The organism is Marinobacter goseongensis (assembly GCF_023156235.1).
In the GTDB taxonomy this organism is placed as follows: domain Bacteria; phylum Pseudomonadota; class Gammaproteobacteria; order Pseudomonadales; family Oleiphilaceae; genus Marinobacter; species Marinobacter goseongensis.
Genome location: NZ_JAKZAI010000008.1, coordinates 148,606 through 160,787, shown reverse-complemented (window position 1 = coordinate 160,787; position 12,182 = coordinate 148,606). Strand labels below are relative to the sequence as shown.

The window sequence follows — 12,182 nt, the reverse complement described above, 5'->3', positions numbered from 1 at the left end:
TCGTTATACCCCGGCCAGTCAGCGCCCAACTCCCTCCGCTTTCCTTTTCACCCGGGCTGACTCCGCCTCAAACCCTTGCGAATCTGGCACAAACAGCGTTCAATCGTGACCTTACTCTCGCAGGAACACAGCAATAGCAATGAACGCGTTGGCCGAAGCATTCCGACTCATCATCACGCTTGACGCAGATCTGTTCGAAATTCTCTGGTTGTCTATCCGCGTCAGTCTGATCGCACTGGCCATCTCGGCCGTGATCAGCCTGCCGCTGGGCACCTGGCTGGCGATCACCCGCTTTCCGGGGCGGAAATTCTGCATCCTTGTGCTGAACGCACTGATGGGCATGCCGCCGGTGGTGGTCGGCCTGATAGTGTATCTGCTGCTGTCACGGTCCGGACCACTGGGTTGGATGGGCCTGCTGTATACACCCACCGCGATGATCATTGCGCAGGTGATCCTGATCACCCCGATCATTGCCGCACTGTCGAACCAGGTAATCGAGAACCTCCACCAGGAGTACCACGACACCTTTTACTCCCTGGGCGTCACCGGGCGCCGGGCGGTGGTGGCGTATCTGGTGGATGCGCGCTACGCATTGACCAGTTGCATTCTCGCGGGTTTCGGCCGGGCGATCGCCGAGGTGGGCGCGGTCATCATCGTCGGCGGTAATATTGACCACCTCACTCGTGTGATGACTACCGCTATTGCGCTGGAAACCTCGAAGGGCAACCTCACCCTCGCCCTGGGCCTGGGTGCCGTGCTGCTGGTGTTGTCGTTGCTGATCAATGCGCTGGTGATCAGCGTGCGCGAATACGCGGCGAAGCGTCAGTATGCCTGAGTCACTCCTGCCCATTCGTATTCGCGAGCTGCGCCTGACCAAAGGGGATCGGGCCCTGCTCGCCGGCATAAACCTGACCATTGAGGACCCCGGCATCACCGTGATCATGGGCCCGAACGGTGCCGGGAAATCCCTGATGCTGCGTTGCCTGCACGGTCTGATCATGGCGGATCAGGGACAGATTTCACTGGGCGGCCTGGCGGTGGCAGACAGCCGGAGCCATCAGGCGATGGTGTTCCAGAACCCGGTACTGCTCCGGCGGACCGTGCTCCAGAATCTGGCGTTTGCCGCGCCGGAGGCGGCCAAAGGCAGCCCCTGGCGCTTGATCGACGCACTGGAGGCCGTACACCTTGCCGATCGGGCTGATCAGCCCGCCCGCACCCTTTCGGTTGGAGAACAACAAAGACTGGCTCTCGCCCGCGCGCTTCTCACTGAACCGGCATTACTGTTGCTGGACGAGGCGACAGCCAGCCTGGATCCTGCATCGGTGGTCCTAATCGAATCATTGGTGAAGGCACAGAGCGCCCGGGGCACCAAAGTCATCCTGGTCAGTCACGACCACAGTCAGGCTCGACGCATGGCGGACGAGATTGTATTCGTCTCTGCTGGGCGGGTCGTGGAGCAGCGCCCGGCAACGCAGTTTTTCACCCAACCGGAAACCGCGGCAGCGAAAGCCTATCTGGCCGGAGAAATCCTGTTATAGCCGTTGCATAGCCGGGAATCACATTCGAGGGGTACTGTCATGAAGCAGACCGTTATTCTGATCACACTGATGTTCAGCGTTCCGTCGTTCGCAGGCAGCATCATTCTTCAATCAGCCACCTCCACTCAGAACAGCGGCCTTTACGATTATCTGCTTCCTGTGTTCAAGAAAGACTCTGGCATTCAGGTCAATGTTGTTGCTGTTGGCACCGGGCAGGCCATCAAGAACGCCAAACGCTGTGATGGCGACGTGCTGCTGGTTCACGCCAGATCCGACGAGGAAGCCTTTGTTGCCGCCGGCTATGGTGACTACCGCCAGGACCTGATGTACAACGACTTCATCATTGTCGGCCCGGCCTCCGATCCAGCAGCCGTATCGGGCGCTCTCGATGCCATCACCGCTCTGCAGCGAATCAGCCAGTCCGGCGCACGATTTGTGTCGCGTGGTGATGAATCGGGAACTCATAAAAAGGAACGCGCACTCTGGCAAAGAGCCGGCGTCGAACCTGACACCGGATCCGGCCAATGGTACCTGGAAACTGGCAGCGGTATGGGAGCAACTCTGAACACCAGCGTGGGCCTCGGCGCCTACGCATTGAGCGACCGAGCCACATGGATCGCATTTACCAACAAACAGGACAGCACCATTGTGTTTGACGGAGGCGCCGACCTGCTCAATCAGTATGGCGTCATTCCCGTCAGTGCAGCTGCGTGCCCCAATGTGAACCGTGACGCGGCCGAGACGTTCATCCGCTGGTTGTTGTCCGAAACCGGACAGGCTGCGATCGCAGCCTACCAGTTAGAGGGGCAGCAACTCTTCTTTCCCAATGCCGAATAAGTGAGCCGGTTCTCCCTGCTTCAGGCAATCTCCTGACCCCGCAGCCAGGCAACCCGAAGCGTCTCCGCAGCCATGCCGGCCAAGAGCCCGAAAAACGGATCAGCCCAGACGGTGACCAGCGCTGTTGTCGCAATAACAGGCCAGCAAGATCGACGGGCGGACCAGAGTCGCCGTGACAGGGCGAGTTCCAGGGCGGTCACAAGCAACAGCGCCCCAAGACCCGCCAACGGAATCGCCGATATCGTTGAGAGACCGCCGGGCACGAGCGCAACCAGGAGCAAACCCGAACCGAGCAGAACGGGGGCCATGCCGGTACGCGCACCGAAGCGATAGTGTGCTGCTACGCCACCCGCCCCATGGCACATGGGCAAGGCGCCAAGCGGAACCAGGACAACATTTGCCAGGCCGGTGGACACTGACAGCCGGGCAGGCGACACGCGATACGCCTGGCTGCCGAAGTAATCCCGGGTCACCAACGCAGTCAGCACAATGGCATTGCTCAATGTGAGCGCCAACTGCGGCAACACCAGCGCAGAAACCGCGTCAAACCAGTCCTTCGGACGCGGCACCTCAGGCCACCCAAATGAAAACGAATCGACCATTGAAGGAAGCGCGAGACCCGGCGCCCCCAGCACCGCCCCGATTGCGACAGAACTGACCAGCCCGATCAGAGCCGCCGGCCAGTGAGGACACACTCTCAGAAGGAACGCCAGAATCGCCAGCGTGATCAAACCCAACGGCGCGGATGTCGCCATCAGGTCGATACTCATGCTCGCCAGCATCAAGCCGAGTCCCAGTTGCAGGCCGCTCAACACCGATCGCGGCATCAGTCGGGCCGCCCTGTCAATCCATCCGGTGGCACCGAGAATCAGTAACAGCACTCCTATCAGCACACCGCTGGCCACCAGGGCCTGGGCACTCACCTGGCTCGTAAGCAAGAGCGCCGCAACCGCTTTCATTGGCTGCACGGGGATCGGCAGGCGGTAGTACACTCCCGTTGCAATGTAGAAAACGGCAAAGCCGAGAAGTACCGGCACCGGCGCCAGACCCACCAGCCCGATGGCCCCCACCCCGAGTGGAATCAGAGTTCCTATATCACCCAGCGCACCACCGGCGTCCCTCGCAATCTTCTTTTGTATTGAAGGCACACAGCCTCCTGATGAATTGGCCTGTTTGTTGTTTTAGACGCCGATCAGGCGTTGTATACCACTTCTCCGAGTTCACTGACATCGTATCCGCCCAGGGCTTCAGCCCGGCGGACGAAGCGTTCGCTTCTGGCGAAGGCCAGCAGACGTTGCAGGGCTGGCTCGAAGTAATGGCGCCGACGCATGGCCAGATCAAAATGCTCCTGCTGCAGTGGAATGAATGCCAGGCCCTGGCGTCGCGCCGCCGCCTCAATGCCCACGCCAACATCCGCTTCCCCCTGACGGATCGACAGCGCCAGGTCATCCTCACTGAGCGACGGGTGATCAGCCCAGCGCAGCGTGCGGGCATCCATACCATGGCGAACCAGCAAACTGTGCACCAGATGGGTCACGCCGGCATCAGGCTGGCGATGCGCTACCCGAACACCCGGGCGGGCAAGATCGTCCAGCCCAGCAATCCGGTAGGGGTTATCGCCGGCCACCAGCAATCCCTGTGTGCGCTTCACCCAGCGAATCAACACCAGATCACGCATTCCACCCAGTCCCAGCATCGCGGGATCGTTGTACCGTTGGGATTCCCCATGCCAGATGTGCATCCCGGCGACCATCGCGCGCCCGGCAATCAACCTCTGCACGCCGTCGCCGCTGCCCTGGCACAGCAGCGCCAGTTCGGCGCCGCTCTCCTTCGCGGCCCATTCCAACAACGGGTCCTGGCTGCCCACCAGCACCGGCTGGGTTGGCGCACCAACCCCATCATCACCCTCCAGATGATTCATCAACCACAGATCGATACGCTGACGCGGGAACAACAGCTTTCCCGTTATCCGGACACACGGGATCATGCCCTGGCTGACCAGGTCGTAGACCTTGCGCTCTTTCAGACGCAGATACCCGGCAACTTCTGCCGTGGTGAGGTAAGTAGGGAGAGGCATCGGTCATTCCTGCTCTAGCAACGGTGCGTTTCACTGCATTTGACTGCGTATTTTTCAGGACACTGTGCAAAGCGTAGTCACAAGCGCCACGATGCTCAATATCAAGGAGACGCAGCTGTGGAAAATAATGCGTTTTATGTAGCGATCTCGCTGTTGCTGGATGTCGACGCCGCGCTTTTCAGTATCGTAGCTCTGTCGATGCAGGTTTCATTGCTGGCAGTGCTGGTTGCAGCTCTGCTGGGATTTCCGCTGGGCGCAGCGGTTGCGCTGTGGCGTTTCCCCGGGCGCGGCGGAGTGATTGTTACCCTCAATGCCCTCATGGGGCTGCCGCCGGTGGTGGCGGGCCTGACGGTGTACCTGTTGCTGTCCCGCGCCGGCCCCCTCGGCGAGCTCGGGCTGTTGTTTACCCCGGGCGCGATGGTGATTGCTCAGGTCATACTGGTGCTGCCCATTCTCGCCGCACTCTCGCGCCAGAAAGTTGAAGAATTACTCGGGGAATACCAGGAGCAGTTCATTTCCCTGGGCATGTCCCGTGCGCGCATGATGCCCACACTGCTGTGGGACGCCCGGTTTGCCCTGCTCACCATTTTGCTGGCGGGCTTCGGTCGCGCCAGCGCCGAGGTGGGCGCGGTGATGATGGTTGGCGGCAACATTGAAGGCGTCACGCGGGTGATGACAACCTCCATCGTGCTGGAAACCGGCAAAGGCAATCTGCCCCTGGCACTGGGTCTCGGCATTGTACTGTTGGCGCTGGTCATGCTGGTCAATGCGGGCGCCTATCTGGTGGGCGAGCTGGCCAGGAGGCGAACCGGGTGACCTCACTCAACACGAACATGCTTCCTTTATCTGCCCCGTCCAACACGCCGACTCTGAATTTTGAAGAGGTCGCTTTTTGCGGTCAGGAGAGGACGCTTCTCGCTCCATCCTCGTTCACTCTGGCCAGTGTCGGCCCCACCCTGGTGATGGGTCCTAACGGGGCGGGTAAGAGCCTTCTGCTGAGGCTGGCCCACGGCTTGCTCACCCCGTCTCGCGGCCGCGTCATCTGGTCAGACGGTGAGCGTCCCCGCCAGGCAATGGTGTTCCAGCAACCGGTCATGCTGCGCCGTTCTGCCGTCGCCAATGTCATTCACGCTCTGGCGGTCAACAAGGTACCTCATCGGTCACGGTCGAGGCGCGCACTCGATGCACTGGAACGTTTTGGTCTCGCCACCTGCGCGCACACCCCAGCCCGGCTACTCTCCGGCGGCCAGCAACAGCGGCTCGCTCTTGCCCGCGCCTGGGCACTCTCCCCCAGGGTACTGTTTCTGGATGAGCCGACGTCTGCCCTGGACCCGGCCGCGATCAAAGCGGTGGAGGCGGCGGTACAGGAATTCCATTGTCAGGGCACGCGCATTGTCATGACCACCCACGATATTCACCAGGCCCGTCGCCTCGCCGGCGACGTCCTGTTTCTCTCTGGCGGGCACGTCCGCGAACACACCCCGGCTGACACATTCTTTGACCACCCCGCATCGCGGGAGGCGCAAGCCTTTATCGCCGGAGAGCTGATCGAATAGTCCGGCCCTCAGACGCTTTACACAGCGTTGCCCACAGGCCGCGCTGACGACAACAAGGAGAACAAGAAATGAACAAGGTGTTAAATCTCTCACTGGCAGGCATTACCACCCTTGGCCTGACCTTCAGCGCCTCCGCTGACGAGTACATTACCCTGGCGTCGACGACCTCCACAGAGAATTCGGGGCTTTTTGATTCCATCCTTCCGAAATTTGAAGACGCCACCGGTATCGAGGTGCGAGTGGTCGCCGTGGGCACCGGCCAGGCGTTTGAGCTGGCTCGCCGCGGTGACGCCGACAGCCTTCTGGTTCACGACACTGCCGGTGAACGACGGTTTGTCGATGAGGGCTATGCCACCGCGCGCGCCGATGTCATGTACAACGATTTCGTGGTGATCGGCCCGGAAAATGACCCGGCCAGGGTCGCTGAGGCGCAAAGCGCCGCCGGGGCTTTTGCCGCCATTGCCAGTGCCGAGGCGCCCTTCACCTCACGGGGCGACGACAGTGGCACACACCGCGCCGAGTTACGCTTATGGCAAAACGCCGGCGTTGAGCCCGACGGTGACTGGTACCGTGAACTTGGCAGCGGCATGGGCCCTACCCTCAATACCGCCGCTGCGATGGACGCGTACGTTATGTCGGACCGAGCCACCTGGGTGGCGTTCGGAAACCGCCAGAACCTGACGCTGGTGTTTGAGGGTGACGAAGTGCTGTTCAATCAATACGGCAGCTTGCTGCTGTCCGCAGAGAAACACCCTCACCTCAAACACGAGCTGGCTGAGCAATGGCACAACTGGCTGCTTTCTGACGATGGCCAGCAAGCCGTTGCAGACTTCAGGGTCGACGGGCAACAGCTGTTTTTCCCGAATGGCAAATAGGCTAATCTCTGCCAATTGCCGTAACAATTCCATTCTGCGGCGCCCCTGACACGGCTCAGACAAACATGATGATTGATCCCATACTCCCAGATCCTCAAGACCCCCGGCTGTCGCGCGCAGTGGCGGGCGTTGACGAGACCGGCCAATCCAGATCGATCAGCGTGATCGAGGAGCGCCCGCTGACCATCTACCTGAACAGCCAGGAGATCGTCACCGCAATGACCATTGGCGATCATCCGCAGTATCTGGCCCTCGGTTTCCTGCTGAACCAGGGAATGCTCAAAGATACCGACCAGGTCACCGGGATTGATTACGACGAAGAGCTTGAGGTAGCCGTGGTCCGCACCGCCACAGCCACCGATGTGGAAGCCAAACTGGAAAAGAAAACCCGCACCTCCGGCTGCGCGGTGGGCACGGTGTTTGGTGACATGATGGCAGGGCTCGAGGGGCTAACGCTGCCCGACACGCCGGTACACACCAGCAGCTTTTACGATCTTTCCTACCAGATCAACCACACTCCCAGCCTGTACATGGAAACCGGCGCCATTCACGGCACCGCCCTGTGTCAGGGCCGGGACATCCTGGCTTATATGGAGGATGTCGGGCGCCACAACGCGGTCGACAAGATCGCCGGCTGGATGCACCTGAACGGCATACCGGCGGCCGACAAGGTGCTCTATACCACTGGTCGGCTCACTTCGGAAATGGTGATCAAGACCTCACTGATGGGGATCCCCACGCTGATCAGCCGCTCGGGCTTTACCGCCTGGGGCGTCGACATTGCCCGCCAGGTGGGGTTGACGCTGATCGGGCGCATGCGTGGCAGGAAATTCACCTGCCTCAGCGGCCAGCACCGACTGGTGTTCGATCAGGATCTTTCACAGGTGCCCGATGAGGACAAGAAACTGCGACGCAAAGGAGCGGCCCATGACTGACTGTGCCGTGATCCTGGCAGGCGGCCAGGCCAACCGCATGGGGGGCGGCGACAAGGGCCGGTTGATGCTGGGCGACCAGTCGCTGGTCCAGCGCGTGATTGAGCGGATCAGCCCCCAGGTCGACGCCGTGGTCCTGAACGCGAACGGTGACCCCAGCCGCTTTGATGACCTGGGCCTGCCAGTGGTGGCCGACTCCATCAGCGATTTTCCCGGTCCGCTAGCGGGCGTGCTCGCGGGCATGGACTGGGCGGCGGAACAGGGTCACGACTGGCTGATCAGCGTGGCGGCAGACACCCCCTGCTTTCCCCGGGATCTGGCGGCACGGCTGGCCGGGCATGACACCCCGGTGGTACTGGCCGCCACGCCGGACCCGGAGCGTGGCCGCCTGCCCCAGCCGACTTTTGGCCGCTGGCAGGTCGCCTTGCGGGAAGATCTCAGAGCCGCGCTGAACGACGGCGTGCGCAAGATTCGCCAGTGGACCCAGGCCCAGGGGGAGACGCTGGTGGTGTTCGGAGAAGACGACTTTTTCAACATCAATACGCCGGAAGACCTGGCCTGGGCGGAGCAACACCTGAAGTGAACGTTATCGGCATTGTGGGTTGGAAAAACTGCGGAAAAACCACTCTGGCCAGCGCACTGATTCGCGAGCTGGCCCGCCGGGGGTTAACGGTCAACGCCATCAAGCACGCCCATCATGCGGTGGATGTGGACCAGCCCGGTACCGACAGCTACAGACACCGTGAGGCCGGGGCCCGTGAGGTCATCCTCGCCGGCGGGCAGCGCTTCGCCATCATGCACGAGCTGCGTGGCGCCGGCGAACCCGCACTGGAGGATCTGCTGGCGCGCCTGGGCCCCTGCGACTGGGTTGTGGTCGAAGGCTTCAAAACCCATGCCCACCCCAAGATTGAAGTGCACCGGCGCGAGTGCGTCCGGGCCCCGCTGTATCCGGAAGACCCCAGCGTGGTGGCGGTGGCGGCGGACTATACCGCGGACTTCCAGGGCCCGGTTTTTGACGTGAACGACGTCGCCGGCATCGCTGACTTTCTTCTGAATCCTGCACACCCGGAGCGCTACAACTATGAACGGGAGAGCAATGAATCCGCTTCGTAACGACTGTTTCGCCCTGCCCCCCGGCGTGAACTGGACGCCGGTGGAAGAGGCGCTGGCGCGTTTGCGCTCGCGTTTGCATCCGGTGGTGGACGTGGAACCCGCCGTGCCCCTGTCACAGCTCAATGGTCGGATCCTGGCGAGCGATGTTCTGGCGCCCCGCGCTCACCCTCCCAGCAGCAATTCCGCCGTCGATGGCTATGCCTTTGCCGGCCCCCTGACTGACGTGCCCTGCACCCTGCCACTGGTAGATGGTCGCAGCGCCGCCGGGGAGCCCTACCGCAAGCCGGTGCCACCGGGCCACGCCATCCGCATTCTGACCGGCGCGGTGATTCCGGCGGGCACAGACACGGTGGTGCTGGAGGAGGACTGTGAGGTGGTGAACGGTGAGCTGAAACTGAACGGCACCCTGAAGCTGGGTGCCAACGCCCGCCAGGCCGGCGAGGACATCAAGGCGCAGGACCGGATTCTCAGTGCCGGCACCCGCCTGACGCCAACTCACCTCTCGGTACTGGCCAGCGTGGGCATTTCATCGGTGGACGTGTACCAGCGGCTGCGGGTCGGCGTTCTGTCCACCGGCGACGAGGTCAAAGCCGTTGGCTCGGAGGTCACCGACTGGCAGATTTACGACGCCAACCGCCCGATGTTGAGCGCGCTGGTTACCCGGCTCGGGTATGAGCTGGTGGATCTCGGCCATGCGCTCGACCGCGCCGACGACGTCAGGGCAGCGCTGGAGCGCGGCGCCGAACACTGCGATCTGATCCTGACCAGTGGCGGTGTTTCCGCTGGCGACGAGGACCATGTGTCGAAAACCCTGAAAGCGCACGGCGACATCAGCAACTGGCGCATCGCGATCAAGCCCGGCCGGCCGCTGGCGCTGGCTATGTTCAAGGGCACGCCGGTGGTGGGCCTGCCGGGCAACCCGGTGGCCGCCTGGGTCTGCGCTTTGCGGTTTGGCACGCCGGCGATGGCGCTGTTGGCCGGGGGGCACTGGTTCGAGCCACAGGCGTATGTCATGCCCGCGAACTTTTCCAAGAACAAGAAGCCCGGGCGCAGCGAGATGTTACGTGCCCGGGTCCGTGACGGCCAGGTGGACGTGTTCGGTTCCGAGGGATCGGGCCGGGTGACCGGCCTGGCATGGTCCGAGGGGCTGGTGGAACTGGATGAGGGCGCCCAGCAGATCGAGCCGGGTACCCAGGTGCGGTTTATTCCTTACGGCAGCTTCGGGTTGTAATCATTCCACACTGCCATGCACGGCGAAGGCTTCCAGCGAGGCATCCTGCGGCGCGCGGGAGCGATAGGTTTCCTCCACCCCCAAACCGGTCAGCGTGCGGCTGACCATCAGCAAGGTGTTGTCTTCGAAGTCCTCGCACATACTGCGCATCTGATCGATTTCTTCACAGGCCACCGGATAGGCGGCGTCGATATCCGGCGCGCCATAGCGGTCCACAAACGTCTGCGCCAGCGTCTGCCGCAACCGCTCGAGTTCCGCTTCGGTGATGTCGCACACACCGACAAAACTGGCGCGCCCAGCCGACTCGATGCTGTACCAGCCGTTGCTGAAGGCCTGGCGGGCCTTACCCTTCAGATCCGCTTCGGTCCAGTTGGAGAACTCGAATCCGCCCGATATGGCCCACTCACCACTGGGCGCCGGGCGCTCAAATACGTTGTCGTCGGATATGTCCAGTCTCAGGGTTCGGGCCAGTTTCATACACGCTCCGCGAATTCGATCAAACTCACTGTTTCGGTCATCACATCCCGGCGCAACAGCATCCGGCCTTTTTCATCCAACCCGACAAAGAGCCCGGGCCGGGGCTGGTCAATCTCCTTGCCGAGGGTGTCGCAGCGGGGCCGCCATTCGCTGTGCACGCGCTCGAACCCGCTGTCCATGAAATAGGTCAGCCACAACAGGGTGTGCTTGGACCAGCTCTCAAGCAGTGCCATGGGCTGAATCTCGCCACAACCTTCTTCTATCAGGCAGGTCTGGTTCGGGTTTTCGCCCGGCTCGTCGCTGGCGGGAAGAAAGGGCACATCGATGCCGATCACCAGCCAGTTGGGCGTCGCGGCCGGGTCTGATACATCCGCGGCAAAACGCACACCACCGCAGACCGCGCCATTGACCTTGATGCGATCGGGCCATTGAAAGTGCACGGGCACTTCCGGAGGTGCCAGTGCGCCCAGACTCTCGGCGAGACCGATCTGCGCCACGTAGACCGCCAGAATCGCGTCCTCCAGCGGCGTTTCCGGCGCCAGCACCAGGGCAGCGCGCAGGGTGTCGCCCTTCTCCGAGTAGAACACCGTGCCGGAATCCACCCCGGCAATGGCTCGGCTGACGGCCTTGTCGAACGGGTCGGTGTGCCTGGGTACCACTTCACCCGAGAGCAGCGGCGGAAACTGAGGTGACTCCATCATAGGATCGCCTGTGCGTAGACGTCAGAGGCAATAATGTCATCGGCGATACGCTGGAAAGACCGGGACTGAGGGCTATCAGGCTTCGACACCACAATAGGTACGCCGCCGTCCGACCCGATCCGGATATCCAGGTCGAGAGGAATTTCCCCCAGGAACGGGGCCCCCAGCTTTTCGGCTTCAGCCCGGGCGCCACCGGATCCAAAGGGATGGTGTTCTTTCCCGCAACCGTCGCAGATGAACGAAGCCATGTTCTCTATAATGCCAAACAGCGGCACCTCCATCCGGTTGAACATATCAATGCCCTTGCGCGCGTCCATCAGCGCAATGTCCTGGGGGGTGGAGACCACAACGGCGCCGGCCACGAAGAACTTCTGGCTCAGGGTCATCTGGACATCACCGGTACCCGGGGGCAGGTCCACCAGCAGCACGTCCAGCCGGCCCCAGTCCACCTGGTTCATCATCTGTTCCAGAGCGCCCATCAGCATGGGCCCGCGCCACACGATGGCCTCGTCATCCGGCGCCATCAGGCCCAGAGACATCAGGGTCACGCCGTGATTGCGCAACGGCAGGATGGTGTGCCCGTCGGGACTGGACGGGCGACCGGACACGCCCAGCATGCGAGGCTGGCTGGGGCCATAGACGTCGGCATCCAGCAGGCCCACTTTCAGCCCTTTCGAGGCCAGCGCAACCGCCAGATTGGAGGCGACCGTGGATTTGCCGACCCCGCCTTTACCGGAGGCAATGGCAATGATGCGGGCAATGCCCTTCGGGTTCTTGTCCTGCGGCCGGGGCGCATCAGTGCCGATCAGATTGCTTTTATCGGCGTTAACGTACTGAACCATGTG

15 protein-coding genes are annotated in these 12,182 nt (G+C 62.1%); 10 read left to right on the top strand and 5 right to left on the bottom strand.

Translation table 11 applies throughout. The annotated features are described in order from the left end of the window. The first annotated feature begins 139 nt into the window (after nucleotides 1–139). The 3 genes from MLC70_RS09445 to MLC70_RS09435 are packed head-to-tail and all read left to right on the top strand — an operon-like array spanning nucleotide 140 to nucleotide 2,375. Entirely contained in the window at nucleotides 140–835 is a 696-nt protein-coding gene (locus MLC70_RS09445) for an ABC transporter permease (RefSeq protein ID WP_248183370.1), read from the top strand. Next, nucleotides 828–1,538: an ATP-binding cassette domain-containing protein gene (locus tag MLC70_RS09440; RefSeq protein ID WP_248183368.1), complete on the top strand. Its 711-nt coding sequence runs from the start codon at nucleotides 828–830 to the stop codon at nucleotides 1,536–1,538. Before MLC70_RS09445 ends, MLC70_RS09440 begins: the two co-directional genes overlap by 8 nt. A 39-nt stretch (nucleotides 1,539–1,577) precedes the next feature. After that, nucleotides 1,578–2,375, top strand: coding sequence for an ABC transporter substrate-binding protein (locus MLC70_RS09435; RefSeq protein ID WP_248183366.1), 798 nt, complete (start codon nucleotides 1,578–1,580; stop codon nucleotides 2,373–2,375). Nucleotides 2,376–2,395: 20 nt separating this feature from the next. On the opposite strand, the gene MLC70_RS09430 is transcribed toward MLC70_RS09435, so the two are convergent. Continuing rightward, nucleotides 2,396–3,523: a molybdate transporter family protein gene (locus MLC70_RS09430; RefSeq protein WP_248183365.1), complete on the bottom strand. Its 1,128-nt coding sequence runs from the start codon at nucleotides 3,521–3,523 to the stop codon at nucleotides 2,396–2,398. Between the two features lie 44 nt (nucleotides 3,524–3,567). Further along, complete coding sequence (locus MLC70_RS09425) at nucleotides 3,568–4,452, bottom strand: helix-turn-helix transcriptional regulator (RefSeq protein ID WP_248183363.1); 885 nt, start codon at nucleotides 4,450–4,452, stop codon at nucleotides 3,568–3,570. Nucleotides 4,453–4,569: 117 nt separating this feature from the next. Here MLC70_RS09425 and MLC70_RS09420 point away from each other — a divergent pair, with 117 nt between their 5' ends. The 7 genes from MLC70_RS09420 to MLC70_RS09390 all read left to right on the top strand — a co-directional run bounded on the left by MLC70_RS09420 (nucleotide 4,570) and on the right by MLC70_RS09390 (nucleotide 10,159). Then, complete coding sequence (locus tag MLC70_RS09420; protein ID WP_248183361.1) at nucleotides 4,570–5,268, top strand: ABC transporter permease; 699 nt, start codon at nucleotides 4,570–4,572, stop codon at nucleotides 5,266–5,268. Then, nucleotides 5,265–6,008 (top strand): ATP-binding cassette domain-containing protein, encoded by a 744-nt coding sequence (locus tag MLC70_RS09415; RefSeq protein ID WP_248183359.1) that lies wholly within the window; start codon nucleotides 5,265–5,267, stop codon nucleotides 6,006–6,008. Before MLC70_RS09420 ends, MLC70_RS09415 begins: the two co-directional genes overlap by 4 nt. 68 nt (nucleotides 6,009–6,076) lie before the next feature. Beyond that, nucleotides 6,077–6,883 (top strand): ABC transporter substrate-binding protein, encoded by an 807-nt coding sequence (locus tag MLC70_RS09410; protein WP_248183357.1) that lies wholly within the window; start codon nucleotides 6,077–6,079, stop codon nucleotides 6,881–6,883. A 65-nt stretch (nucleotides 6,884–6,948) separates the two neighbouring features. Next, the gene (locus tag MLC70_RS09405) at nucleotides 6,949–7,818 is read left to right on the top strand and encodes a formate dehydrogenase accessory sulfurtransferase FdhD (RefSeq protein WP_248183356.1); all 870 of its coding nucleotides are present in this window, start codon (nucleotides 6,949–6,951) and stop codon (nucleotides 7,816–7,818) included. Further along, the gene (gene mobA, locus MLC70_RS09400) at nucleotides 7,811–8,398 is read left to right on the top strand and encodes a molybdenum cofactor guanylyltransferase MobA (protein WP_248183354.1); all 588 of its coding nucleotides are present in this window, start codon (nucleotides 7,811–7,813) and stop codon (nucleotides 8,396–8,398) included. The genes MLC70_RS09405 and mobA overlap by 8 nt, the downstream gene beginning before the upstream one ends. After that, entirely contained in the window at nucleotides 8,395–8,928 is a 534-nt protein-coding gene (gene mobB, locus MLC70_RS09395) for a molybdopterin-guanine dinucleotide biosynthesis protein B (RefSeq protein ID WP_248183352.1), read from the top strand. Before mobA ends, mobB begins: the two co-directional genes overlap by 4 nt. Next, the gene (locus tag MLC70_RS09390; protein WP_248183350.1) at nucleotides 8,912–10,159 is read left to right on the top strand and encodes a molybdopterin-binding protein; all 1,248 of its coding nucleotides are present in this window, start codon (nucleotides 8,912–8,914) and stop codon (nucleotides 10,157–10,159) included. The genes mobB and MLC70_RS09390 overlap by 17 nt, the downstream gene beginning before the upstream one ends. Here MLC70_RS09390 and MLC70_RS09385 read toward each other — a convergent pair whose 3' ends face one another. From MLC70_RS09385 to MLC70_RS09375, 3 genes are read right to left on the bottom strand one after another with little or no spacing between them, the layout of a single operon-like run. Then, on the bottom strand, nucleotides 10,160–10,636 hold the full coding sequence (locus tag MLC70_RS09385; protein ID WP_248183348.1) for a DUF6505 family protein: 477 nt from the start codon (nucleotides 10,634–10,636) through the stop codon (nucleotides 10,160–10,162). Further along, nucleotides 10,633–11,337, bottom strand: coding sequence for a biotin/lipoate--protein ligase family protein (locus MLC70_RS09380; RefSeq protein ID WP_248183347.1), 705 nt, complete (start codon nucleotides 11,335–11,337; stop codon nucleotides 10,633–10,635). The genes MLC70_RS09385 and MLC70_RS09380 overlap by 4 nt, the downstream gene beginning before the upstream one ends. Beyond that, a complete protein-coding gene (locus MLC70_RS09375; RefSeq protein ID WP_248183345.1) occupies nucleotides 11,334–12,179 on the bottom strand; it encodes an Mrp/NBP35 family ATP-binding protein in 846 nt (281 codons plus the stop codon). Before MLC70_RS09375 ends, MLC70_RS09380 begins: the two co-directional genes overlap by 4 nt. Nucleotides 12,180–12,182 lie beyond the last annotated feature (3 nt).

Coding starts and splice junctions, on each gene's coding strand:
- MLC70_RS09425 (WP_248183363.1), bottom strand. CDS start 4,452: ATGCCTCTCCCTACTTACCTCACCACGGCAGAAGTTGCCGGGTATCTG.
- MLC70_RS09380 (WP_248183347.1), bottom strand. CDS start 11,337: ATGATGGAGTCACCTCAGTTTCCGCCGCTGCTCTCGGGTGAAGTGGTA.
- MLC70_RS09385 (WP_248183348.1), bottom strand. CDS start 10,636: ATGAAACTGGCCCGAACCCTGAGACTGGACATATCCGACGACAACGTA.
- MLC70_RS09445 (WP_248183370.1), top strand. CDS start 140: ATGAACGCGTTGGCCGAAGCATTCCGACTCATCATCACGCTTGACGCA.
- MLC70_RS09410 (WP_248183357.1), top strand. CDS start 6,077: ATGAACAAGGTGTTAAATCTCTCACTGGCAGGCATTACCACCCTTGGC.
- MLC70_RS09440 (WP_248183368.1), top strand. CDS start 828: ATGCCTGAGTCACTCCTGCCCATTCGTATTCGCGAGCTGCGCCTGACC.
- MLC70_RS09435 (WP_248183366.1), top strand. CDS start 1,578: ATGAAGCAGACCGTTATTCTGATCACACTGATGTTCAGCGTTCCGTCG.
- MLC70_RS09405 (WP_248183356.1), top strand. CDS start 6,949: ATGATGATTGATCCCATACTCCCAGATCCTCAAGACCCCCGGCTGTCG.
- mobA (WP_248183354.1), top strand. CDS start 7,811: ATGACTGACTGTGCCGTGATCCTGGCAGGCGGCCAGGCCAACCGCATG.
- MLC70_RS09390 (WP_248183350.1), top strand. CDS start 8,912: ATGAATCCGCTTCGTAACGACTGTTTCGCCCTGCCCCCCGGCGTGAAC.
- MLC70_RS09375 (WP_248183345.1), bottom strand. CDS start 12,179: ATGGTTCAGTACGTTAACGCCGATAAAAGCAATCTGATCGGCACTGAT.